Annotated in this window: 23 protein-coding genes and 2 pseudogenes; 16 read left to right on the forward strand and 9 right to left on the reverse strand. The window is 58.5% G+C overall.

What is annotated here, in order from left to right; all coding sequences use genetic code 11:
• On the forward strand, window positions 1-191 hold a 191-nt coding region (locus tag ACFQX9_RS35185; RefSeq protein WP_377791796.1), incomplete at its 5' end, for a hypothetical protein.
• A 6-nt stretch (window positions 192-197) separates the two neighbouring features.
• A complete protein-coding gene (locus tag ACFQX9_RS35190; protein ID WP_085394013.1) occupies window positions 198-404 on the forward strand; it encodes a GDCCVxC domain-containing (seleno)protein in 207 nt (68 codons plus the stop codon).
• 743 nt (window positions 405-1,147) lie between these two features.
• Here the strand turns inward: ACFQX9_RS35190 and ACFQX9_RS35195 are convergent.
• Genes ACFQX9_RS35195 through ACFQX9_RS35205 form a run of 3 tightly spaced genes read right to left on the reverse strand, consistent with a single transcriptional unit; the run spans window position 1,148 to window position 4,057 of the window.
• Window positions 1,148-2,146, reverse strand: coding sequence for an SIS domain-containing protein (locus ACFQX9_RS35195; protein ID WP_317245993.1), 999 nt, complete (start codon window positions 2,144-2,146; stop codon window positions 1,148-1,150).
• An 11-nt stretch (window positions 2,147-2,157) separates the two neighbouring features.
• On the reverse strand, window positions 2,158-3,114 hold the full coding sequence (locus ACFQX9_RS35200) for an N-acetylmuramic acid 6-phosphate etherase (protein ID WP_377791797.1): 957 nt from the start codon (window positions 3,112-3,114) through the stop codon (window positions 2,158-2,160).
• 19 nt (window positions 3,115-3,133) lie between these two features.
• Entirely contained in the window at window positions 3,134-4,057 is a 924-nt protein-coding gene (locus ACFQX9_RS35205; protein WP_085394010.1) for a BadF/BadG/BcrA/BcrD ATPase family protein, read from the reverse strand.
• A gap of 108 nt (window positions 4,058-4,165) precedes the next feature.
• On the opposite strand from ACFQX9_RS35205, the gene nagA reads away from it, so the two are divergent.
• From nagA to ACFQX9_RS35225, 4 genes are all read left to right on the forward strand, one after another.
• Window positions 4,166-5,350, forward strand: coding sequence for an N-acetylglucosamine-6-phosphate deacetylase (nagA, locus tag ACFQX9_RS35210; protein WP_085394009.1), 1,185 nt, complete (start codon window positions 4,166-4,168; stop codon window positions 5,348-5,350).
• A gap of 197 nt (window positions 5,351-5,547) precedes the next feature.
• Window positions 5,548-5,958 carry a hypothetical protein gene (locus ACFQX9_RS35215; protein ID WP_245329372.1) on the forward strand — a complete coding sequence of 137 codons (411 nt, stop codon included), beginning with the start codon at window positions 5,548-5,550 and terminating at the stop codon, window positions 5,956-5,958.
• A gap of 145 nt (window positions 5,959-6,103) precedes the next feature.
• The gene (locus ACFQX9_RS35220; protein WP_085394008.1) at window positions 6,104-7,432 is read left to right on the forward strand and encodes an adenylate/guanylate cyclase domain-containing protein; all 1,329 of its coding nucleotides are present in this window, start codon (window positions 6,104-6,106) and stop codon (window positions 7,430-7,432) included.
• Window positions 7,433-7,764: 332 nt separating this feature from the next.
• Window positions 7,765-7,905, forward strand: a complete 141-nt coding sequence (locus tag ACFQX9_RS35225) for a hypothetical protein (RefSeq protein WP_201263774.1) — start codon at window positions 7,765-7,767, stop codon at window positions 7,903-7,905.
• A gap of 1,165 nt (window positions 7,906-9,070) precedes the next feature.
• Here ACFQX9_RS35225 and ACFQX9_RS35230 read toward each other — a convergent pair.
• Window positions 9,071-9,421 carry a hypothetical protein gene (locus ACFQX9_RS35230; RefSeq protein WP_377791798.1) on the reverse strand — a complete coding sequence of 117 codons (351 nt, stop codon included), beginning with the start codon at window positions 9,419-9,421 and terminating at the stop codon, window positions 9,071-9,073.
• Window positions 9,422-9,736: 315 nt separating this feature from the next.
• Between ACFQX9_RS35230 and ACFQX9_RS35235 the strand changes: the two genes are divergently transcribed.
• Entirely contained in the window at window positions 9,737-10,684 is a 948-nt protein-coding gene (locus ACFQX9_RS35235; RefSeq protein WP_377791799.1) for an alpha/beta hydrolase, read from the forward strand.
• Between the two features lie 233 nt (window positions 10,685-10,917).
• Here ACFQX9_RS35235 and ACFQX9_RS35240 read toward each other — a convergent pair whose 3' ends face one another.
• The gene (locus ACFQX9_RS35240; RefSeq protein ID WP_377791801.1) at window positions 10,918-11,160 is read right to left on the reverse strand and encodes a DUF1127 domain-containing protein; all 243 of its coding nucleotides are present in this window, start codon (window positions 11,158-11,160) and stop codon (window positions 10,918-10,920) included.
• A 160-nt stretch (window positions 11,161-11,320) separates the two neighbouring features.
• On the opposite strand from ACFQX9_RS35240, the gene ACFQX9_RS35245 reads away from it, so the two are divergent.
• Window positions 11,321-12,895 carry a winged helix-turn-helix domain-containing tetratricopeptide repeat protein gene (locus tag ACFQX9_RS35245; RefSeq protein ID WP_377791803.1) on the forward strand — a complete coding sequence of 525 codons (1,575 nt, stop codon included), beginning with the start codon at window positions 11,321-11,323 and terminating at the stop codon, window positions 12,893-12,895.
• Window positions 12,896-13,031: 136 nt separating this feature from the next.
• Here ACFQX9_RS35245 and ACFQX9_RS35250 read toward each other — a convergent pair whose 3' ends face one another.
• Window positions 13,032-13,382: a hypothetical protein gene (locus ACFQX9_RS35250; protein ID WP_377791804.1), complete on the reverse strand. Its 351-nt coding sequence runs from the start codon at window positions 13,380-13,382 to the stop codon at window positions 13,032-13,034.
• Between the two features lie 101 nt (window positions 13,383-13,483).
• Window positions 13,484-14,206 (reverse strand): hypothetical protein, encoded by a 723-nt coding sequence (locus tag ACFQX9_RS35255; protein WP_377791805.1) that lies wholly within the window; start codon window positions 14,204-14,206, stop codon window positions 13,484-13,486.
• A 155-nt stretch (window positions 14,207-14,361) separates the two neighbouring features.
• Between ACFQX9_RS35255 and ACFQX9_RS35260 the strand changes: the two genes are divergently transcribed.
• From ACFQX9_RS35260 to ACFQX9_RS35275, 4 genes are all read left to right on the forward strand, one after another.
• Entirely contained in the window at window positions 14,362-15,180 is an 819-nt protein-coding gene (locus tag ACFQX9_RS35260) for a winged helix-turn-helix domain-containing protein (RefSeq protein ID WP_377791806.1), read from the forward strand.
• A gap of 16 nt (window positions 15,181-15,196) precedes the next feature.
• Window positions 15,197-15,919: a tetratricopeptide repeat protein gene (locus ACFQX9_RS35265; protein WP_377791807.1), complete on the forward strand. Its 723-nt coding sequence runs from the start codon at window positions 15,197-15,199 to the stop codon at window positions 15,917-15,919.
• 350 nt (window positions 15,920-16,269) lie between these two features.
• Window positions 16,270-16,773, forward strand: a complete 504-nt coding sequence (locus ACFQX9_RS35270; protein WP_085394002.1) for a T6SS effector amidase Tae4 family protein — start codon at window positions 16,270-16,272, stop codon at window positions 16,771-16,773.
• Window positions 16,774-17,252: 479 nt separating this feature from the next.
• The gene (locus ACFQX9_RS35275) at window positions 17,253-18,239 is read left to right on the forward strand and encodes an ABC transporter substrate-binding protein (RefSeq protein WP_377791808.1); all 987 of its coding nucleotides are present in this window, start codon (window positions 17,253-17,255) and stop codon (window positions 18,237-18,239) included.
• Between the two features lie 936 nt (window positions 18,240-19,175).
• Here the strand turns inward: ACFQX9_RS35275 and ACFQX9_RS35280 are convergent.
• On the reverse strand, window positions 19,176-19,361 hold the full coding sequence (locus ACFQX9_RS35280; protein WP_377791809.1) for a DUF2934 domain-containing protein: 186 nt from the start codon (window positions 19,359-19,361) through the stop codon (window positions 19,176-19,178).
• Between the two features lie 204 nt (window positions 19,362-19,565).
• Window positions 19,566-20,012, reverse strand: coding sequence for a hypothetical protein (locus ACFQX9_RS35285; RefSeq protein ID WP_377791810.1), 447 nt, complete (start codon window positions 20,010-20,012; stop codon window positions 19,566-19,568).
• A 334-nt stretch (window positions 20,013-20,346) separates the two neighbouring features.
• Here ACFQX9_RS35285 and ACFQX9_RS35290 point away from each other — a divergent pair.
• The 4 genes and pseudogenes from ACFQX9_RS35290 to ACFQX9_RS35305 all read left to right on the forward strand — a co-directional run.
• Window positions 20,347-21,503 (forward strand): annotated as a pseudogene (locus ACFQX9_RS35290) (sensor histidine kinase).
• Between the two features lie 105 nt (window positions 21,504-21,608).
• Window positions 21,609-21,860 carry a hypothetical protein gene (locus ACFQX9_RS35295; RefSeq protein WP_377791811.1) on the forward strand — a complete coding sequence of 84 codons (252 nt, stop codon included), beginning with the start codon at window positions 21,609-21,611 and terminating at the stop codon, window positions 21,858-21,860.
• A 57-nt stretch (window positions 21,861-21,917) separates the two neighbouring features.
• Complete coding sequence (locus ACFQX9_RS35300; RefSeq protein WP_377791812.1) at window positions 21,918-22,625, forward strand: PRC-barrel domain-containing protein; 708 nt, start codon at window positions 21,918-21,920, stop codon at window positions 22,623-22,625.
• A gap of 636 nt (window positions 22,626-23,261) precedes the next feature.
• A pseudogene (locus ACFQX9_RS35305) lies at window positions 23,262-24,168 on the forward strand (ISL3 family transposase); the annotation flags it as partial.

The following is a 24,168-nucleotide window of genomic DNA, read 5'->3' on the forward strand; positions in this document are numbered from 1 at the left end:
ACCACATCCAGAGTACGCATATTGCCGCGATATTAAAACTGACCGCCCAGCAGCTTGAAGCACTTCGCATCCCCACAGAGATCCAAAAAGAAAATTCCGAAATCCTCGTTTTGAGAGAGAAGATAAAACTGGCGGCCGATCAGAAGAAGGCTCGCCTGCAATTCCTTGCTCGGTGCCTGCCACGCGCTTGAAGGTAAATGATCCTGAACTCCATAATCACGTGTCCCAAGTGCGGTCACGCTGCTGCCGAAATTATGCCGACCGACGCTTGCCAATTCTTCTACGACTGCAGAGGCTGCGGCGAGCGCCTGAGGCCGCTCCCCGGCGACTGCTGCGAGTTCTGTTCCTTCGGCACCGTTCCCTGTCCGCCGGTTCAAGAGAACGGCAAGGGCTGCTGTAGCTAGCTGCCCTGAGGGGAGTGAACTTCACCCGTTCATGCGCGATGAGGCTTGAGCAAGGAGCTACTCAGTGGCATTCCCGCTTGTGGTCCATCGGCGAAGTAGCAGCGCACCGGGTGAGGTCCGCTGAGTGAGGCATGGCGGACCAGATTTGCTCACGTTGAGTTCTTCGCATTTTGACCCCAAACCGACATCGAGGCGGTCTGGGGATGCCCGAGCAAAGATGAGCAAAGTTCCGGAGAGCTTTGATCCCCGTTGTGCTATCGGGGAGAATGAGCCCGACACCTGACCCAGCCGAACCCGTAGTTGAGGGAAGCCAGGCAACGAACCTGAGGATTTGACCGGAAGTGCGCTCCGATTACGTATTCGGCAGCAGGAGCTGCTCGCCGAACTCGGGGGTCTTGGCTCTGCAACGCACGAGCTTCGCCGACCTTCTCAGTCACGCCGCGCGCATGACGGCCGAACGCTTGAATGCCGAATCTTGGAGTACATTGCGGCAGACAAGCGTTTGCTTGTTCGCGCAGGCGTCGGTTGGAGCAAAGGTGTGGTTGGCAGCGCGACAGTCCCATTTTCGGGCGGATGGTGGTGAGCGGAGAGTTCGGAGGTGATTGGATACTCCGCCGCCCTGTGGGATGCGTGCTTATTACATGTGGGTCGTCTTCCACGTTGGTCCGCAGCCTGCGTGGGCAGTCGCTCTGGTTGCCGAAGCCGGACATCTTGGCAATTTCCGCAAGCGAGAGTTTCTGCCGTCAAAACGTCTCGGTAATCTTGCTCAGGCGAGGGGGGCGATCCGGGTCGAATCCGCAGGCGTGCGCCGCCTGCTCGATCATCCGATAGGCCGGAACAAGCATGGTGATCGGATCGGTGGCGGCGTCATCCTCGGTCAACCAGGGCAGCGAGCCACGCGGCCCACCGCAGAGATGCAGCGAGATCTTTTGCTCGCGCAATTCCTCTGCCAGCGCGTCCACGGTGGCCGCCGTTTCATCCATGAGGCGCATCATGAGAACCGGCGTGCGCGATGATAGCGCGGCGCGTGGCCCATGCTGCAACTCAGCGGCGCTCAGTCCAATGGAAGGCAGGCGCAGGATTTCCGAAAGCTTGAGCGCGATCTCTCGCGCCGAGCCCAGGCCCAGGCCCCGAGCTGCCACGAACACCGCTGATGCCTTGGCGAAGTCGTCGGCAATCTCGGACCAGTCGAGCGCGAGCGCGCGATGTAGGCGCTCGGGCAACCTGTCGAGCGCGGACCGCAGCGCATGATCTTCCGCCAGCTCGGCCACGAGTGCGGCACCAACGGCCATCGAGCCGATCACAGACTTGGTCGCCGCCACAGAGTGCTCTTGGCCGGCGTCGATCGGAACGACGAACTCGGCTTCGTCAGCCACCGGCGAGGACGTCACATTGACAATGGCGACGGTGCGCGCGCCCGCGGCCCGGGCGGACCTGGTCGCTGCGACAAGATCCGGGCTGCGCCCGGATTGCGAGATCACGATGAACAGCGCATGGCGCAGCATCAGGGGCGTGCGAAATGCCGTGATCACCGAGGGAGCGCTGGCTGACACGGGAAGGCGAAGCCGCGTCTCGACAAGGTACCTCAAGTAGACCCCGGCATGCCCGGAGCTTCCCCGCCCGCATATGACGCACAGGGGCGCCGAGCCGATCCCAACTCGCTGTGCGATGTCGCGTGTGGCGGGGCGGCTGCGAAGGATGTTGGCAACAACATCCGGGCTTTCCCCGACTTCGCTCGCCATAGCCGATGATGTCACGGCTCAACCGCTCCGTCTTGGTTGCGTGCAGTCACCTCCTTGGAATGGCGGTCGCGATTCGAGTCGCGATTCTCGGCGAGCTCGTCAAACACGCGCCGAAGGTTGCCGTTACAATTATTCAGAACCGTCTGTGCATCGGCCCTGTTGACACCCAACGCCAGAAGGGCTGCCGTCTTGATGTCTCCCTCGGCCTGCTCGAGCGAGCGTGCCGCCTGTGATGGATCGCAGTGCGCGATTTGCACCACCATGGCCTCCGCCCGCCGCTTCAGCTTCGCATTGCTTGGCGGCATGTTCACCATCATGCTGCGATACACCCGGCCAAGGCGCAACATGATCCCTGAGGAGATCAGGTTGAGCACGACCTTCTGCGCGGTGCCCGCCTTCATCCGCGTCGAGCCGGCGATCAGCTCGCGGCCGGTCTCGATGAGGATCGGAAATTTTGCAGATGCCAGCAGTGCGGTGCCGCGATTGTTCGCGACCCCGATCGTCACCGCACCGAAAGAGCCAGCCTGCTGCAGCGCCGCCACCGTGAAGGGGGTTGTTCCGCTGGCGGCAACCGCGATCACCACGTCGTGCGATGTGAGCCGCGCGGCGTTGATCTGCGCGACTGCATCATCGACGTCGTCCTCCGCGCCCTCGATGCTCGTGACGAATGCGCTGTCTCCGCCAGCGACGATAAAGCAGACGCGCTCATTGGGCCAGGCGAAGGTCGGCGTCAACTCGGCGCCGTCCTGCACCGCCACGCGGCCGGAGGTGCCGGCCCCGACATACACGATGCGTCCAGGATCGCCGAGCGCCGCCTTGGCCGCTTCGGTCGCCGCGGTGATCGCGGGAAGGGCATGGCCAATCGCCGCAACTGCCGCAAGTTGGCCCTCCCACATGGCTTCCATCGCTGACGTCAGCGACCATGCGTCGAGATCAGCAAAGCGGGGGTCGACTTCTTCGGTTGCCATAGAGTTGATCCTTGTGTCCTTAGCCGCGGAACTTTGAGACCTGTTTGTGGTCAGTTTCTCTTTTGGGCACGTCCAGCCGCCCCCGCGCCACTAGAAGGGCGCCCGCGGCGGCGTCGGCATCAGGACGCTTCAGCCGGGCGCATAGATCGGGCGTCAGCCAAGGCGTAATGGCATCTGCGAGCCCACCCACCAGCGCGAGCCGGTCAATTCCTCTCGCCAGGAACAGATCGAGCAGATCGCCAATGGCATCGGCCGCCCGTTCGACAATGCGACGGCCGACCGGATCGCCCTGATTGGCGTGCCGCATCACTGTCGGCGCGAACGCGGCATAGTCGGTGGCCCGGGCTTCTTCAGACCAGGCGACCGCTTGATAAGGATCATGATCAAATGCGCCCAGCACCTCTGCAAGCAATGGAGTCAACTCGCCCCGGCGATCCGCGGCCCGTAGCGCCGACCGCACGACCTGTAGGCCGATGTCGGCGCCGCTGCCTTCGTCCGAGACTGGAAATCCGTAACCGGCAATGCGGATCTCGCAGCCGCCGATCAGGCCGACGCCAACCGAGCCCGTGCCGGCCACGACGATCGCTCCGTCCGCGCCGCTGTGGGCACCCAGACAGGCAGTCATGCCGTCGCTGATGAAGATAACGGACGCAAAAGGATGTGCGATCTCCTTGAGCGCCGCTTCCGCGCCTCGGCGGCCAAGCCCCGCGAGCCCAATTCCGGCGCGCATCTGCGCAAAATCCTCGTGCGCGAGTCCAGCCTGTCTGGCGGCCGCTTCGGTTGCCTCCATGATGGAGCGCCAAGCCTTGTCGACGCCAATCCGCGTCGTCGCAGGTCCCGAGCTTGCTTCGCCAAGCAGCCTGCCGTTTTCATCCTCGATGCGCGCACGGCAGCGAGTTCCGCCGCCATCAATGCCGAGATACGTGGTACCTTTTGTTCCCATCCCATGTTAACGCGAGGGCTTGGGCCGGGGTCCCATGCGTAATTGGGCACGTGCGAGTTATGGCACTCGTCTCACAGGTCTGTGACTGCCACTCTCGGATGAATACCGATGGACGACTGCTCCTCTTCCACCGCTCTTACGATTGCAGCGCCGCAAATCTTTGACGGTGTCGCCATGCGCGGGCGGGGAACCATCAGAATTTGGAAAGGCCACATTAAGAGCATCGCCTTCGGCGACTCGGGACGTGGTGCTTCGGTCCAGCTTCCCCCAAATGCGATCCTTGCACCCGGATTCGTCGACGTTCAGGTGAACGGAGGCGGGGGCGTTCTTCTCAACGACCAGCCAACCGAGGCCGGCGTCTGCCGCATCGTCGCAGCGCACCGTAAGGCGGGGACCACGGGATGCTTGCCGACCCTCATCACCGATCGTAGCCAGGTCATTGAGCGATTGGCTGCAGCAGCCGAGGTGTGCCTCAAAATTCCCGGCGTGCTCGGCTTTCATCTGGAAGGACCGGCCATCAACAAGTCCCGCAAGGGCATTCATCCAGAAGCCGAGATACGCGTGCCCAACGGCCGCGACCTCACCGCCATCAAAAGCTTTGCGAACCGAGGCCGCTCCTTGGTGACGCTGGCCCCGGAATGCGTGCCCGCCTCCATGATTGATGAATTGATCGGCGCCGGATTACGGATCGCTGCCGGCCACAGCGACGCTACCGCAGCCCAGATCGGGCAGGCGGTCGATCGTGGCGTATCGGCCGTGACCCATCTGTTCAATGCCATGTCACAGCTATCGGCACGGGAGCCGGGCCTGGTCGGCGCCGCGCTTGGAGATGACAGGCTGTTTGCAGGGATCATCTGCGACGGCATCCACGTCGACCCCGCCGGTTTGCGTATTGCGTTCCGCTGCAAGGGGCGCGATCGATTGATGCTGGTCACGGACGCCATGCCGCTGGCGGGCACGAAAGATCGGCAATTCATGCTGCAAGGGAGGCAAATCACCTTGCACGACAACCGCCTGACGGGCCCCAATGGTACACTCGCGGGCGCTCACCTCACCATGATCGAGGCGGTGCGCAATGCCGTTGCGCTGCTCGGAATATCCCTTGTGGATGCCCTCATCATGGCCTCCCGTACGCCGGCGGCGTTTCTTGGCCTCGAGTCCGAGCTTGGACGGATCGCGCTCGGCTACCGCGCGGATCTAGTGGCCTTTACTCGGAACTTCGAAGTCATTGGCACATGGATCTGCGGCGTCGGTTCGATCAGCGAGGTGGGCGAGGCTTCTCAGCGAGGTTAGATGCACAACCATCCATCCTCGTGCAGAAATATGGTGGTGTATGTCTTGAAACGCCGGCGAAAATTCGTGCGGTTGCCCGCAGTCTTGCCGAGCTCGATGGCCGTGGTCATCGGGCCGTGGCGATCGTCTCTGCTATGGGCACAACCAGTTGATCCAGATGGCTCATCAGGTCAGCCCCCAATCGCCGTGAGCTAGACATGCTGCTAACGACCGGTGAGCGCATCAGCATGTCCCCGAGGAGCGCTTTCCGATCACGTGCCCGCCATCAGCTTCACCGGCAGCCAGGCCGGCGTAATGACCGACGACTCACATTGCTCGGCGCGCATTCTGGATGTGCGGCCCATTGGGTTATGCGAGGAACTCGGTCGCGGACGCGTCGTGGTGCTGGCAAGATTTCAGGGCGTGAACGCGGCGACCAGGAAATCACCACGCTCGGGCGCGGCGGCAGCGACACCACGGCTGTTGCGATGGCGGCCGCGCTGAAAGCCGAGCGCCGTGAAATCATCAAGGAGGTGGACGGAATCTGTTCGGCCGATCCTCGCATCGTACCGGACGCAAAGTCCCTGCGACGAGTGGACTTCGCATTCCTGTCGGAGATGTGCTCCTAGGGTGCGAAGATCCTGCATTTTCGCAGCGTCGAGCTGGCGCAAAAGCCAGAATGTGCCGTTCCAAAAATGACGTCGGCGAAGCGTGTGCGGGGTTGATCGGATTGGATTCGAGCGGCAACAATGGGGTTGGCCCGGGGTTCGCACGATGACCGATTTCCAACTGCCCGAGACGCGCTACGCCCAAAGCGGCGATGTCAGTATCGCCTATCAGGTCATGGGCGAGGGACCAATCGACTTGATTCTGGTGCCGGGCTTTGTCTCCCATATCGAATTCGTGCATGAACTAAACGGTTTCACCTCCTTTGTCCGTCGTTTGGCGAGCTTTGCGCGCGTCGTGACGTTCGACAAAAGAGGGCAAGGGCTGTCGGATCGGATGGTGGGTGCACCGTCGCTGGAGGTGCGCATGGATGATCTCCGCGCGATCATGGACGCAATCGGCTCCAGGCGTGCTGCCCTGGTCGGGTTCTCCGAAGGCGGTTGCATGAGCATCATGTTTGCCGCAACATATCCCGAGCGAGTATCCCATCTCATTCTGATTGGCTGCTTTAGCCGCTCCGCAGATCGGTTCTCAGATGAAGCATGGGAAGTACGCATCGAGCAGATCGTGAAGCACTGGGGTGCCGGCCAATTGATCAAGACGATTGCTCCCAGCGAAGCGGGCAAACCCTCGGCCGTCGCGCAATTCGGACGGTTCGAGCGGCTGGCGAGCAGCCCTGGCGCATTGCGGACGATCCTGCAGCTTAATCGCCAGATTGATGTCACCGCAATTCTGCCGACACTGCAGGTACCCACGTTGGTGCTCCATCGCAAAGCTGATCTTCAGGTGCCGGTCGAGTTCGGACGTAAGCTCGCCCGAGCAATTCCGGGGGGCAAGTATATCGAATACGCGACGGGTGACGACCACGCGTTCTGGCTGGGCGATATCGAGACCATGCTCGGGGATATAGAGGAGTTCATCACAGGCCATCGTGATCACGGAATGGTTGAGCTGGAACGTGTGCTCGCTACCGTACTGTTCACCGATATCGTCGATTCCACCCGCAGCGCCGCAGCGATGGGCGACCAGCGTTGGCTCCGGCTGCTTGGGGACCACGATCAGCTCGTGCAACAGATGGTGGGTAAGCACCGCGGCAACCTGGTGAAAACCACTGGCGACGGTATTGTCGCGACGTTCGATGGGCCTGGCCGCGCCGTGCGTTGCGCGCTCGCAATCGGTTCGGAGACGAAACAGATCGGTCTTCCCGTCCGCGCCGGACTGCATACGGGCGAGATCGAGATCAGGGGCAATGACATTGGCGGCATTGCGGTACACGCCGCTGCGCGTGTGATGTCGCATTCCGGGGCCGGCGAGGTGCTGGTGTCTCGTGTCGTCACCGATCTCGTCGCGGGTGCTGGTCTGAAGTTTGCCGAGCGTGGCTCCTTCGAACTGAAGGGTCTTCCTGGCCGCTGGGATCTTTTTGCAGCGAGCGGTTAGCATCGAAAGGCGGAAAGACCGCTTTTTGCGCTTGGAGGGCATTAGTGGTTGCGAGCTTCTGAAGGCACTCCTGCAATGCAGCAAGCTTGTAGCTGCCCCGGACTTGATCACAGACGCTTTGGCTCCTGCACGCCAAAGCACCGGATGACGAACGTTAATCCGCTCTTCGCGGGCTAGCGGCTGTCACAAGGGCAACGTTCCGTCCAAGAAGGCTAAGCTCCTGGGCACAGCTTGGCGCATCGCAAAATCGATCAGCCTTGAGCTGTACCTCCCTTCTCGGGCTTAATGCATCGTCTGTTAGGCCGCAGAGTTTTTCAAAGTGGGAGGATACGATGAGATTCATACTTGGAATTCTGTTTGCTTCTCTCTGCTCGTTTGCAGCCCACGCCCAGGACTCGCCGTTCCGGAAGGAATTGAAGCGAGCAGATTTGACCGGCACAAACATGGAGATCATCACCAAGGGCAGCCTGTGACCCACTGCAGACGTTAGCGCTGCGCTGCCATGGGCGGCCGCGAAGCGTTACCAAGGATTAATTTCTTCGGCAGGAGACGGAAAGAATCGATCTTCTAAGATGGAGTTGGCGAAGGAGATCGAATAATCGCCACGCGCCACAGCTCAATCCTGCACGCTATTCCCGCAGCCGGTCTGTTTCTGGAGCCCGTATGTAGTGCAAGCCAACCTAAGCAAGCGCTTCCATCAAGAGCCGAACGAACGGCTCGCCGGTTCGCGCCGGCGGGGCTTCTCGCTATGAGAGGCAAGCGACGAGGGCGAGAACCACGTCGGCGCCAAAATCGCCCGAAAACAGCGAAAAGAGAATGCCGGCGCCAAGCACCACTGCAATCAACTAACGCGCGAACACTTGAAATCCACTCGTTGCTCGGAAACGAGCAGAATTTAAACTCCGACCATTTCCGGACTGCTTCGGGAGGGCAGCAAATGACTTCGTTCACCGAACCGTGATCTGGCTGCCCCGGGGGCGTCGATCTGCCCTTCGGCTCTCCTTAAAAGACCATTGACGATTTCATTGCATACCAGTGGGCATGGAGCTTCTGATCCTTGAGCTCGTGGTTGGGCTAGTCTTGTTTGCGGCCGCGTACGTCGCTGCATTGGCTATAAAGTCGCGTGCGAAACGCAAACGAGCGGAAACACCGACGCAGCCCCAGCCTACTGCCTCCGCGGGACAGCGAACGCAATTTGGGCAGCGACCGCCGTTCAAAGAGTAGGAAGCCGCGGTGAGGCCGATCTCGCCAAGTACGAGAACGGCCCCGGCTTCAGGGGGCTTTGGAGGTAACGGCGGGGGGCCGCTCCGGCAGCTCCAGCGAGCCAGCGCAACAGTAAACCGAGGCACCATTGCTCGGTATCTAGCGGACCGCCGATGGCGACTCAAGATCCTAGCAGTCGTCGTCCAAGCATGACACAATGATGGTCCATATTTGATTGCGTCTCGGAGGGGAAAGCCCGATGCGCCTTGCATTGCCTTATCTTGGAATTTGTCTCTGCGCGTCGGTCGCGGCGTGGTTGTCCTTCACGCTGATCTACTGACCCAGCAGATCATCTTGACCGGGACACCTCACGCCCCATTCAATATGCAAATGCGGAGTCCCGGTCACGCAGCACAACCAAACAGCAGGCGAACGCTAAAAGCCGTTCGCCGCCGCGCTGTCGCGCGCAGCTTGTTTTTGCCGAACAATCGCTAGGCCCTCGTTGCACGCAACAAATTCGTTGCTCCCCACACGCATTCCGAACCTTTCGCAAAACGAACGATTCTCATCCGTTAATGCTTGCACAAGTTGCTGTTGTGCCGCCGCGCGCATGTCGGGAGTAGCGATGAAAGCCGCATAGAGGCCACATGCCACCATCGCGCCAAGGAACAGCGGAAACGCAAGTGAACCTGGAGCAAGATTGATGACTGGAGTGCTGACTCTGTTTTTCGGCCATTCCGTTTCTCCTCTTAAATAACTGCTGAAAATGTCTTTGGCGCACCGCAAATTCTAGGCGCTCTTGGTCAGCGCCCAACGTGAACCTGTTCACATTGCTGCACAACGAAACAACGAAGGGGAAAAGAGGGGAAAGAGTGTCAACAGCGCTAACGTAGTCCGGTTGTTGATCCGACTTGGTCTACCGAAATGTTGATCGTTTCTTGATGGCGGTGATTCGAGATTACAATTAACATCCGGAAGATTTTGATTAACGAAATGTAGTAGGCGATATTGAGATTTCAAATTGCTGCAATCGGAGCGCTCATTTTCGCTATAATTGCTGGTCCTGCAATCGCACAAATGCCCCCACTTGTCACAGACGAGATGATGGTGAAAACGGGCGATCCGGGGATCGAAATCTACGTCCGCAACAAGCGACCAGCAAACATGACAATATTCCGTCCCGAGCAGACGGTGTTGTATGTTCATGGCGCGACATATCCCTCAGAAACCGCGTTCGACCTCAAGCTCGATGGTGTCTCGTGGATGGAGTATATGGCCGCGCGCGGATACGACGTTTGGCTTTTGGACTTGCGCGGTTACGGCAAATCGAGCCGCCCACCTGAGATGGCCGACAAGCCTGAAGCTAATCCACCCATTGTGCGAGGTGACACCGCCGTAAAGGACATTGGTACGGCTGTCGATTTCATCCTACAGCGGCGCAACATATCAAGGCTGAACTTGCTAGGCTTTTCGTGGGGCACCACGCTTATGGCGACATACATGACCCAGAACGCGCAGAAAGTGGAGCGGCTGATTTTGTATGCGTCGATTTGGATCAGACAGACAGCCTCGCTGGTGCAGACCGGTCCGGGGCCGCTCGGTGCCTATCGGATGGTCAACCGCGAACAGTCCAAGCAGCGTTGGTACACCGGCGTCCCGGAGGCGAAGAAGGCAACCCTAATTCCGGCTGGATGGTTCGACGCTTGGGCTGATGCAACCTTCGCGACGGATCCCGTTGGCGCTCAAATGACGCCAGCGGTGGTCCGGGCGCCCAACGGGGTCGTACAAGACGGCATGGAATTTTCTGGGGCCGGCAAGCCTTACTACGATCCTTCAAAGATAACGGTGCCCACTTTGCTGGTTGGGGCCGAATGGGACAAGGACGCCCCGCCCTACATGGCGCAAGCCCTGTTCCCTCTGTTGGTCAACGCACCCGATAAGCGCTATGTCTTATTGGCTGAGGGTACCCACTCCATAAGCCTGGAGCGAAATCGGCTGAAGCTTTTCGAAGCCGTCCAAGCATTTCTCGACGAAGCAAAACGTTCCTGATCTCACCTGCGGTTGGTTCGTCGTGTCTGAGCGAAACGCTACGTCAACTTGTGGCCCATCGGGGAAATGGCGGCAGCCCTCCGGGACGTCCGCTCACCGAGGCATGGCGGACCAGATTTGCTCAGGTTGAGTTCTTCGCATTTTGATCCATACCGGAAGTCGGTGTCTGGGCCGCGACGCGGCTCGCGTCGGCCTGTTTCCGAGGGACTGTCCATCGCTGCCGTCGATCGACATCATTCGGCCGATCGTATACCTCGCGGGTTCGTAGTTCGGTTTGAGGTCACGTAATCGATCTCTGAATACGCAATGCCCATATCCATCAGCTCCCGATCACTCAGGTTGCAAAGGTCGCGCCGCAGCCGCTCCCATTTTCGCCATTCCTGAAAGGCGGTCCAACAATTGATGAACGCACCCACGTTGCCTCGCTGCTCTACGGTCGTCTGGACCAAGCCCGTTGTCTGGTAAATCGTGCTCATTTGCAGCGTCCTCGGGTGCCTTGTTTCCACCCAGATAAGCTGCCAAGATTTGGCCCAACACGCTTGACGTGCTGCTTACATTTTCCTTATGGACAGCTTATTCTTTACTTCCGAATTGTTGCCGCCTTTAACCGGCGACCGCCTAGAGGGATTTCGCATCTTGCGCTATCTCTTCGAAGATCTTGAACTAGATTCCGGCCGCCGCGAGCTATACCGCGACACAAACGTCGTTGCCCTGGCGCCACAGACCTTTGACCTGCTCGACTATCTCATTCGCAACCGCGAGCGCGTAGTTGGCAAGGACGAGCTCATCACCGCCATTTGGAAGGGACGGTTCGTGTCCGATGCCGCGCTGACGACCCGGCTAAATGCAGCTCGATCCGCGATTGGCGATTCCGGAGAGCGCCAGCGTCTGATCAAGACGTTGCCGAGGAAGGGCTATCGCTTTATTGGTACGGTGCAGGAAGCCGACAGAGCCCCCCCGGTGGCAGTAAACGAATTCCAAAGGGAGACCGCCAAACCTGCCCTCACACTTCCCGACAAGCCGTCGCTCGCCGTTCTCCCATTCACCAACCTGAGCTCGGATCCAGAGCAGGAGTATTTCGCCGATGGTATGGTCGAGGACATCATCACCGGCCTTTCACGGTCCAAATCGCTGTTCGTCATCGCGCGACAATCTACTTTTAGCTATAAGAGCAAGCCTATCGATATTAGGCAGGTCGGGCGCGAGCTAGGCGTTCGGTACGTGCTCGAAGGCAGCGTGCGCAGATCCGGCGACCGGGTTCGCATTTCCGGACAGTTGATCGAGGCCACGACGGGCGCCCACCTCTGGGCGGACCGCTTCGACAGCCAACTCAGTGATATCTTCGATCTGCAGGACCAAGTGACGGGTAGCGTGATTGGCGCACTCGTTCCTCAATTGGAGCGGGCCGAGATAGAGCGCGCAAAACGCAAGCCAACCGAAAATCTTCAGGCCTACGATTACTATCTTCGTGCACTCTCAAGCTTCTATCAATTCACTCGCGAACAAAACATTGAAGCCCTCAGACTGACCCGGCTTGCCGTCGAGATCGATCCCGGATTGGCCGCAGCATACGCGCTGGGCGCTTATTGCTGCCTGCAACGAAAGATCTTCGGCTGGACCGTCGATGCGGATCAGGAACGCGATGAGACCCGACGGCTGGCGAGGCGCGCAATTGAGCTCGATAAGGAAGATCCAACTGTCCTTGTGAGGGTCGGGCAGGCTATTGCCGGCGTACTGTATGAGCTCGACGAGGGCACGACCCTTGTTTTCCAGGCGCATGAGCTCAATTCAAATTTGGCTGTTGCACGATATAGTATCGGCTGGGAACACATACGGCGCGGCAATGTTGAGGAGGGGCTCAAACAGTTCCATGCCGGCGTGCGTTTAAGCCCTATGGATCCGTTTCTTTTTCTGATGCAGACCGGAATAGCGTTTGCTCATTTTTTGACAGATCGATACGAAGACGGTTCATCATGGGCCAAGTTGGCTGTGCTGCACCGGCCCAACTATCTCAACGCACAGTTTAGTCTAGCGGCTTGCCACGCAATGTCTGGCAGGGTCGAGGAAGCCCGAGTGATCGGTGCACGCCTGATAGAAGCGAGGCCGGCTCTGCGCCTCTCGACGCTCGTTCCCAAGCTCGCTAGATTTTACCAGCCGAAACCTCTCGAAAAAATAACGATAGCTTGCCGCATCATGGGTCTCCCCCCCTAATTGCATGCGGCTGTTCTGGAAGTTCTGATCTCATTGCAATTCCTCTGAATTGCAAAGCCACGACTTCACTGGCTCAAGCACGGTCATTCAGAACGCCGCGACCCGGACTCCCTGCATGGAATTCCGACGTACGTTCTCAGATCATGCTGCCGGGCAGAAAGCAGCGAACGCGCGGATGGCCATCGATGTAGTGCTTCCATACCATAGTCGGACCGGCGCGGTTCGGTTGCTTTAGGACGGCGCCCTCAGGAACCACGACCCACTCACCTTCGATGCGGACGCGGTAATGGCCACGGTCGGATTCCCAATCGGCGTCGAAGACGATGTATCCATCGGCATTCGTACAGCACTGCCCAAACTCGCTGTGCAAGCTCTCGAACCATGGCTTCAGCGGCGAATTGGCGTAGCGTCCGTCATCGCGGGCGAGCACCGGTGTGGCGACCGCAATCAGGCCAACCATCAGCGCTGCTTGTATTCTAGCGGACATTTCTTGCTCTTTACCGTGCTGCAAGCGCGCTATGCGCCGATCTGCTGTCTCGCTCTGCGATATGCGGAGAACGGAAGCGACAAAATCGCTTTTACCTCTGGCTATGGAGCAAATGCCGCTGCCTGTGGAAGGCTGGGTGTACCAGGGCGAACGAATACAAAACGCGACCTCACCGGCAGGTCCAAACCGTCTTCGCCGTCCTGCCCGATCAGAATGAGGCCCGCTCCACCATTCGCCACTGTTAGGATGACCGGTTCACCAGCCCATGTCCTGATCGGCTCCATCGCCAGGATAAGGAATTCGCCGATCGGCTGGTCCAGATACTGAAGTCTTAGCTGCGGCGCGATTTCGGCGGGCGCAAGCAGAAGGCCCAGCAATTGCGCGCGCGCATAGACGTCCCGCAGCGCTGCCGTTTTGCCCTCAAAGCCAAGTTCGGCTGGCGACACGGCAACAAGCTCGACCTCGGCTTTCTTCCCGCTGAGGGTAAAGGCCGGTCTTCCGATAAGCTCGTCAGCCGAGCTCCCAACACTGCAGCCCAGTGCACTCATCGCGTCGCGAAGAGCGGCCAAATCCCTAAAGGTCCCGACAGTAATCCTCTTCCAGAAAGGAACCTCCGCGGCGGAGCTGAATGAAGTCCGAGTGTCGCGGGCTGGTGGAGCCCCCTTGAGCGCCAGGTGATTGCGCAGGACATCCTGCGCCGAGCATTGGGCTTCAGCAGCGTTGGCGCAGGCGACGACAAGCGCAGAGCAGACAAGTAGGCCGGCACTCCGTTGTGCAAATGCACCAGCCCGTCGCATTCTCTTGGAGTCGTAGGTCGCACTCATCGTCGCCTCCGCTACGTTTTCTCGGCTAGACTGCCGAAGCGCGGTCCGGTGCGCTTTACGAGCGGCTTACATTTTCCTTATCGGCGGCTTATTCTCTTCATTCCGACTGGCGCAGGGGCGCAGCGTCGCTCCGAGACTGGCAACGGGGATGGAAGTTGCGCTATCTGTTTGAGGAGTACGTCTTCCACACCGATCGGCGCGAGCTGCATCGCGAGGGGGAGCTCGTCCCTGTCGCACCACAGGTGTTCGATCTGCTTAATTACCTGATCCGCAACAGGGAGCGAGTTGTCAGCAAGGACGACATCATCAAAGTCATTTGGAATGGGCGCAGCATATCCGACGCGGCGCTGGCAACCCGCCTGAATGCCGCCCGGACTGCAATCGGCGATTCCGGCGAGGAACAGCGCTTCATAAAAACACTACCGCGCAAGGGCTTCCGTTTCGTCGGAGCCGTCCGGGAAGTGCAGGAACCGGCAGGCGCAGCAGTTGCCGATAATCAGTTAGAACTTCAGAAAGCCGACCTTGCGCTCCCCGACAAACCGTCTATCGCTGTGCTGCCGTTTGAGAACCTGAGCGGCGATCCCGAGCAGGAATATTTCGCCGACGGCATGGTGGAAGAGATCATCACTGCGCTTTCTCGCTTTAAGTCTCTGTTCGTTATTGCACGTCACTCAAGTTTCACCTTCAAAGGCAAAGCTGTCGATATCGAGGAAGTCCGACGCAGGCTCGGCGTGCGCTATGTGCTTGAGGGGGCTGTGCGCAAGGCATCGGGGAAGGTCCGCATCACAGGGCAATTAATTGATGCGGTGACAGGCGCGCATCTATGGGCGGACAGATTCGAGCGTGATCTGACGGACATTTTCGCTCTCCAAGACGACGTTGCGCTCGCCGTTGTCTCGGCCGTTCAGCCAAAGATGCTTCAAACAGAGATTGCAACGGCTGTGCGGCGGCGACCAGAGAACCTCACTGCATGATTTTTTTCTCCGAGCCATGCAACAGTATTACCTGACGACCCGTGAAAGTTTGGCCGAGGCGATTAAGCTGGCTCATCGCGCTTTGGAGCTAGACCCGAGGTTTAGCTCTGCAGCGGCTCTGGCAGGTGACTGTCACGCGAGCAACTTCGCTTTAGGCTATGCCAAGGATCCCGAGTTCGACGCCAAGGAAGCAATTCGGCTTGCACGTTTGGCATTGAGCCTCGATGATGATGACCCCGACACGTTGTCAAGGGTTGCCGTAATCTCAGCGGGCCTGGTCGGCGATAGTGAAGCCGAAATCGAAATGGCTGACCGGGCGGTCGCGCTCAACCCGAATTCCTGGCGCACTTGGAACAATAGAGGCTGGGTCTATACAATCGCGGGGCTGCCCGAAGAGGCTATCCAAAGCTTTGAACGTGCAATTCGCATGAGCCCGGTAGACCCGCTGCTACACATGACGTTTCTGGGCATTGGGCATGCTCTTATAGGCCTTGGCCGGTTTGACGAGGCGATCATTGTCTTGAAGAAAGCGCTTCGTCAGAATCCTTCCTTTGTGCCGGCTTGCCGTGGACTCGCGTCTGCCTTCGCCCACCTCGGACGCGACGCTGAGGCGCACGCCGCGGCGGCGCGTGTGCTTGAGATCGATCCCGTCTTTACAATATCGGCGCATATCGCCCGGGTCCCCAAAAGCTCAAAGCTGTTGATCGAGGGCCTTCGGAAAGCGGGGCTGCCCGAATAACCTTCCTGCGCTGTGCGGACGGGGTGATCGATGACCACTTCTGGCCCGACGGCGAAGATCGCTATCGCGCCCTGTAGGTCGGCAGTTGAGGCCAGACCGGACATTGGGAAGACCCGAGCAGTCGACGCGAATGACCCACAAGCGAAGTCAGGCCATATCTGCTTCCCGGCGTTCCAGATGCTTGCGAACGCGACAGCGGCCGGTTAGTCGGCGCGAAACGAACACCCTACTTCGGCAAAAGCTGTTGACCCGCTCAATGGCTAAGGCAAGATAGCCAAACCACAGTGTGCGCACGCATACCTCTCTCATCGGATACCGCGACGCTGAGGGTTCAACGGCAAGGGTTAATCATGGGCTTTATCAACATAGGCTACAACGCCTTGCTGGCTAACCATCCAAGTATGACCGACGATTTCAAAACAATGATCAACGGGTCCATAAAGAAATTTCACGACGAACCAGGGCACAAGAATACCTGCGGTTCGAAAATCAGTTGGGCATTCAACCACGTCGATGGTCACTATATCAATTGCGATGGCGACTACGGAAAAGGTGGCGTGCTCGTCAAAAAAGTTCGGTTTCTTATGGACGACGACGGTTGGGAGTATATTTTTTCGACGCTCGATCTTCGGCAGTACCTCAATAATAGGTATGGCTCCGGACAGATGTTTCCGAACACATCTAAACTGGGGAGCCGAAACGGGGTGATCATATTTGAACCAACAGACACCAGTACCATCGGCCATACGGACATCTGGGTAAATGGGCAGATACACGATGCTGACTTGTACTTTGGCAGTTGGTATTCGGCAGTGACAAACGACAGAGTCTTTTTTTGGGACCTCAATTCGTAACGTAGTGAAAAGCACAGGGTTATATCGGCTAGTAGGCAGCCGGCTTATGCCTGCAACACCTTGGCGGTGACATGAACTTCGTGCTCCACCCGGACGGTCACCCACATTTTCGGCGTCGTTGCTTTCGGTAATTTTGCTTGGCCGTGAAGCACCAGGACGTCGACCGTCAAAGTATCCGTTGATTGCCGGAGTGATCGCAGCTGACTTGGCTCGCTCCTCAGATCTCATCTTTTAATTTCTTCTGATAGACCATCGCGGTTGCTGCGATTCCGCTTGTGGCCCGTTGCGTCAGTTGTGGAAGTGCAGCCACATGTCCGCTCCCGGCGGTAGCTCGGAAATCACGAACTCAGGGTCGATCGATGCGATTGACGGGGACGCAAGATGGACAGCCTGAGAACTTCAGCGCAAATTCACCTTTGAAGCGAGTCCTGACAATTGTGCATCGCTGTTCCTATCGCAGCGTATTTTTGGAGCGACAAATGCGGCGGCGAGATTTCATTAGAGGAATTACGGCTGTTTCGGCAACGTTGCCGGTTGCTGCGAGCGCCCAGCGACTACCTGCGCAGCCGCTGATCGGCTTTCTTAGTACGCGCTCGCCCGAAGAAGCTACGATTCACATGGATGCCTTCCGCCGCGGGCTCGAAGAAATGGCCTATGTCGAAGGCCGTAACGTCGCCATCGAGTATCGCTGGGCGAAGGGCGATTACAGTCAATTGGGACCCCTTGTCGCCGATCTGCGGAGCCGACCGCTTTCGGTCATTGTTGCTACCGGCGATCCGGCCGCACTCGCAGCCAAGGCGGAGGCCGTCGCTGTGCCGCTTGTCTTCGTCGTCGGCCAGGATCCAGTGCGCGCCGGTCTGGTCGCAAGTATGAATCGGCCAGGCACGGCCACTGGTGTAAACTTCTTCACGGGCGATCTGGGCGCCAAACGGCTGGGGCTTCTCTGCACATTGGTCCCCTCGGCTCGCGTTGTGGGGCTTTTGCTCAACCCGGCCTTCGGAATGGAAGCGTTCGACGAGTTCCGGCGGTCGGTAGTGAGCGCAGCTCAGTCGCTCGACCGCGAGGTAATCGTGCAGAGCGCAACAACCGATATTGAGATCGAGGCCGATTTCGTCGCGTTGACTAAAGCTGGCGTTTCGGCGCTGATGGTGCAGAACGATCCATTCTTCGACTCTCGGCGGAGCAAGATCATTGCTCTGTCGTCTACTCGCAAATTGCCCGGCATCTTCCACATTCGAGAGTTTCCAGCGGATGGCGGGCTAATGAGTTATGGTGCCAGCCTCGCCGACGCTTACCGCCAGGTCGGAGTGTATGCGGGCAAGATCCTCCGCGGAGCGAAACCGGTCGATCTTCCAGTCCTGCGGCCGACGAAGTTCGAGCTGGTCATCAACATGCGAACTGCGAAAGCACTCACCCTCACGGTACCACCATCCATTCTCATAGAGGCCGACGAACTGATTGAGTGAAATCGGGAGGTGCCCGGAACTGGCCCATCAGCGAAGAGGCAGCGGCGCCCCACGAGGTCCGCTCACTGAGGCATGGCGGACCCGATTTGCTCAGGTTGAGTTCTTCGCATGTTGACTCAAAGCGGACTCCAACGCATCGCGCTCCCCCTGAGGGAGTGAACGGATGCGCGTTTGTAGCGAACGGCTCATTTTGAGAAAGTACAATCGCCTGGGACGGCGCTTGGTCAGATAGGAACGCCCGGACCCAGGACAGTGTTGGCCCACATGCGCTTCTACTTCGACTGTCAGGACTCGGCCGGCCATCCTCGACGAGCAGGGCGAAGACCTTTCGGACTTCGCGGCTGCGCGTGACGCTGCGATGAGAGATATCTGGCCGAGGGGATGTGAGACCACAGCCGTTCGGAGCTAACTGAGAAGCTGTCTATCTCGTAAGAACTAAAGGGGCCCGATCATGACCGTGTCAGCTACAATTGAAGTGGCCGCGGCAAAAACAATTGGGACGCGCAGAAACCTATCCTAAGGAAGTGAACTTCACCCGTCCTTGGCGGTGATGCCTTGAGCAAGGGGCTGCTCAATGGCCGCCCTTGATGCCGCGCTGCTAAATGATGTCGCGTACTTGTTCCCAGGTAGAGGCAGGTACTGATCTGTTGCCGACCTTAGTGCCCATAGATTTTGGGCGTGCCTTGTCTAACGACAATGAACCGCAGGAGCCGAAGCCATCACCCAAGCCCCCCGCGGGACGAAGCCGGCAGGTCAAAAGAGTTCGCATCTTCAAATGCGCGGAATGCCTTAAGCTGAGCCGCTTCTACCACCTTCGTCGATGACGCGGCGATCATCATCGCGCATAACACCGAACACGAGACTTCCCGCCAAATGGCGAGACGGTTCAGAGGACCGTCTTTGCTCTTGAATGGCCGCGAAGTTGTTTCTAGGAGATCAAGTCCTGTGTCCCCTGGAAGCAACGGGCGGATAGGCAGCATGTGTGTCGGCGTCCAGTTGCTCGATAGCCCGATGCCAGTATTCTTCCGCTCGCCCCTCTTGGCGGCCCTCGAGTGCCCAAAGCTGGTAGGCCCGCTCTTGGATGCGCCGTTCTTGATCGTCGTGAGCGTCGGAATCGGACATGTCTTCAACCTTTGATGTTGCGGCGGCGGCTGCTCATTGGAACTTGCCCTTGGGCCGTTCGGCGAACCGTCACGGGAGACGGTAGGGGATCGCATATCGGAAGCACACCTAAAAGAACGTACCATGGTGCTCAGTTGTCCCAGTGACTGCGTTAATCTCTGTCCGCGGGACTCTCCTCAAGAGTCAGTCCGTGTTGGCTCTCCATTACTCCTCAATCACCATCTCCACCAGCTTGGCGATCTTAGCTCGCGTCAGATCACCGGAGTTGGAAATGTAGGGCTCGACATCAGGGGCAAAAACAAAAGGAATACCCTTTTTGGTTCCGCTGTCGCCGATGCGAGTCACAACGATATTGCCGAATGCGGTTGAGATGCTGGTCGGAGCACCATTACCCACGGTGAAAGAAACCCCGACCGGACGGTGATCGTTGCGTTCAATCTGCGGAGCAAAGGAGAATTGCTCTTCCCCCAAATGATGCTTCAGCTCCTCCAGAAAAGGTATGACTTCCCGCTCCATCGCCTGCTTGCAGTGCTCGATGTCAGCGGTTCTCTTGTCCTTGTTTTCTGCGGCGATAATCGCCTGCCTCTCTTTTTCGGCGACCGCTGCGGATATTTTCTGTCGAAATTTTTCAGCCAGCTGCTCGGCGTTCATTCTTGTTCCAATCGAGCTCGGCCCCACCTCGTTATGTATTCATAGCACTACGGCTTATCGGCGGCGCCAACCGATCCGAACGCAAGCCATCGTAGGCATGTAGCGGAGCCGCGCCGGACAGGCCGCTGCTCGGATAAGCAAGCCGCACGAACGAAGCGCCGTTCCTGTTTGTTGTCGCCGCAAATGAAACTGAGGAGAAGGCAGACGTTGCATAGGAACCATGAGCTGCCGACAGCGTTGTCGATGTCCTCCTCCGGCCGTTGGAACGGTGCTTCTCTAAGCACCATGTATGGCCATCGCCTTGACGAAGACGCTACCCAGAACTGGCAACTAAATGACTTCCGAACCGGGGCTGGTTTCGTCTACGGCCGTCGATGCTTTCAAGGATCGACAGGATGAGCTTCCATACCGTCGCCGCCAACAGGCTCTCCTCAGGGATTTCGGTACGGCTACACTTCAAACCCGAGACTTCCGACAGATTCTTCAGCACGCGGTCGAACTCAGTGCTCGCGGTCTGGGATGCTCTTACGCCAAGGTTCTCGAATATCTTCCCGATGAACAGCGTTTGATAGTACGTGCCGGCATCGGTTGGCCGGCGGGCACGGTCGATCATGTAACGCCCGGCGCCGATATCGAATCGCCCGCCGGCTTTGCCTATCAGACGGGGCAATCGGTGATTTCCAACCACTTGAAGGATGAGACTCGCTTCCGAACCCCGAATCTTCTCGCCGAACATGGCATCAAGGGCGCGATCAACGTGCTTATCAGGCGCGGCGGCGAGGGCGACGCGCCGTTCGGTGTCCTCGAAGCTGAGTCACTATCCCGGACAATTCGACGACGCAGATGCAGATTTTCTCGCAGGCTTTGCAGGTCTGCTCGGAATCGCCATCGAACGCCAACACGCCGATGCCAAGCTTCAGGAAGCCCTCGATCACGAGGCCTTGCTGACGCGAGAGATGAGCCATCGGGTCAAAAACAGCCTCACATCAGTCGTGGGCCTGCCGCGTCGCGTCCAATCGCGGAAGTTCATGATCATCTCTGGCGAGGCAGCAAGATTGGATTTGTCGATCTCCCGGACTTTGTCAGTCATCTTTGCCAAAACCTTCAGAGTTCGACGCCGGAACACAGGCTTCAGTCGCGATCGGATCCCATAATTATATCCGCCGACAAGGCCATTCCTTTGGGCTTGCTGGTCAACGAGCTCGTCACAAAAGCGGTTAAATACGCCTACGTCGATGGGCCGGGTGTCATCATGGTAGACGCCCGCGAAATCGACAGCCATCTGCGCGTCGAAATCTCCGATGAGGGCGCAGGGCTACCCGAGCGATTTGACATCAATCAGCCTCGGAAGAGCCTCGGATTCCGAGTTATCAGCGGTCTCGTCAAACAGTTATGGGCGAGTTCACGATCTCAAAAAACATACCAAGGGGAGCGCTGTTCACGATCAGATTTGCTCTCGACCATCCTGCACGTCCGCGTGATGCGAGCTGAAACCTCGCTCCCGGGTGTCGGCGTCGATTCTTGAGAGTTCCCCTCGTATGCCCATGGTCCGTGCAACCATCCAAGTCCTTTGTCGAAGACGAAGCATTCATTCGCATGGATGCGGTCGACATGCTCCAAGCCGCCGGCTTCGATATTCTGGAGGCAGCCAACGCGGACGAGGCTATTCTGCTGCTCGAAAACCACTCCAATGTCCGCCTTATATTCACCGACATCGATATGCCCCGCAACTTCAGGGTATTTCAAAATAGAGCCGGTGATCTTCCGGCGGACGCAAGATTTATCCCCAAGCCTTACATGCCCATCCAAATTATCGACGCTATCCATGAGCTAACAAGCACGGTGTGATGAACAATTCGAACGGCCGAAAGGTAGGTTGCAATGAAGACCCTAGGAACACTTTTCATGGCTGCGCTAATGGTTGCCGCCGGTGTCAACCAGGCGCTGGCTGATTGCCAGATTGCGGACGCAGGGCTTGAGGAGGCGATTCAGCAAAATCCCCGGCTTCGAGGCCCGGCCAACAGTCAGTCCGTGCGCGACCTCCGAAGTTTGAGAGATGCCGCTTTCACGCTTCGGTCCTATGGACGTCACGAAGACTGTGAGCGTCTCCTCGCCAACATTCGTGAACTTATCGCCGGACCGCCTATGGGATCCCTTGGGGACAATGATGAAGAGGCGGCCGACAAGCAAATGGCTGATAGCGAACCCAAAGCCAGGCGCGGGGCATCGTCAGGGAGCAGGGACAAGAAAGGCGCCAAGCCGTTGATGAAAATCGATCAACTTACGCCCGGCTTGAGGACCGACGAGATGATTGGGGCCGAAGTTCGTAGCTCCGACGACAAGATCGTTGGCGAGGTGCGAAACATCGTGTTCGGCACCAAAGATGGAACGGACTACGCGATTGTCGCGTCCGGAGGGTTTTTCACCACCGGCAAGGACAGTATTGTTGTCCCGATCCGATCTCTCAAGGTGACGCAGGATCGATCGAGCTTCTTTCTTCCTATTGCAAAAGAAGTCATGAAAACTGTCCCTGTGATGCCTGATCAAGACTACAAGTGGCTCTCTGACCAGACCTGGCGCGTCCACAACGATGCATTTTTTGTAAAGCCATAGGTGCTGATCACTTAGTAGATGTGCCTCCCACAGCTCGATCTCAATCATCGCGTCTCTCAGCGCTCAAGCCGCTCTGGCTATTTCTGCAGGAGGACTCGATGGATTCGCTCGGAGCTCGTACGCGAAAGTCGATAATCGCCCACCTTATCGTCTGCCCAAACTGCAAACGCGCTCAGCGGAGTGATACGAAGTTCACTCCGATGCGCGGGTCGCCTGACAAACTGGCATCCCCCAGGTTTCCGGCCTAAGCGGTGGAAGTTAAGGCGCCACCCGGCGGCTGCAATGAAGCGCACCGGCACAGAGCGGCCGGCCATTGCTCGAATTGCCCTCCGTAGAGAGACTGGACGGACGGCGCACTCCGGAGCCAACCACAGCAGCGTCACAGACAGCGGCTTGCCTTAACCAGCTGATGCGCTGATGTTGTAGGCGGAGTAATTCAGAAAAGTCGCCGCGGGCCTCGCGACGCCTTCCTTCCGAGTTCACAAGCACATTACAGCGACTTGGCCCTTTCACGGGCTGCTTCGGCTGTCAATCGGCGTTCAAAGTTGACCCCGTATCGGCGTCCAATTTTGGGTCTGACTCATTTCCGATGAAGTTTGCCGGGCGACTGTGGTTCTCAAACGGAGAATCAGCGCCATGCGGACGGGCTTTCAAATCTCATCGCTAGTACCGAGTGGTTTGGTGTTTGATGGTGTAAGTCACTCAATGGAGTCGGTTATTCTGGCTGTTCGGTCAGAGGCTGCGGAGGCCCAATGCCCTTTGTGCGCGACAGCGTCGCGCCGAATCCATAGCCGATACATCCGGCACGTGGCTGATTTGCCGTCAGCGGGCAGAAGGGTGCGCCTCCGATTGCTCACGCGGCGCTTCACATGTGAGGTGCTGCATTGCCGCCGGCGGATCTTCGCGGAGCGGTTTGGAGAAGACATCGTCCCGCTTCGACGGCGCCGGACGGCACGGTTGGAATACATCGTCCATCACTTGGGGTGGCGCTCGGCGGCCGGCCGGCGGCAAGCTTCGCCAAGCGGCTCATGCTGCCCGTCAGCAACGATACCTTGCTGCGGGTGGTCCGCCGGCGGACGGCGATGCCGACAGATCCATTGCTTGTTGTGGGCATCGATGACTGGGCGTTCCGGAGAAATCATCGATACGGGACGATCGTGTGCGATTTGGAGCGCCGGCGGATCGTTACCCTGCTGCCCGACAGGGAAACTGCGACCGTTCGGGCGTGGCTATCGAAGCACCCAGCGATCAACATTGTGTCGCGAGATCGCGGTGGTGGATACGGCGAGGCAGCAGCCAAGGCGCTGCCGAGCGCCATCCAAGTCGCCGACCGCTGGCATCTGATGGAAAATGCGAGCGCGGCCTTCCTTGATGCGGTGCGCCGCTCCATGAACAGAATCCGAACCGCAATTGGAGCGACGACGATCAACCCGGAATTACTGACCTGTGCGGAAAAGCTGCGCTATCAGGGCTATTTGCGGCGGCAGGACAGCCATGCCGTAATTACGGCTCTCGTCAGCGACGGTGTGTCGCTCAAGGAGAT

This window comes from Bradyrhizobium sp. GCM10028915 (genome assembly GCF_042666195.1).
GTDB classification, from domain to species: domain Bacteria; phylum Pseudomonadota; class Alphaproteobacteria; order Rhizobiales; family Xanthobacteraceae; genus Bradyrhizobium; species Bradyrhizobium canariense_D.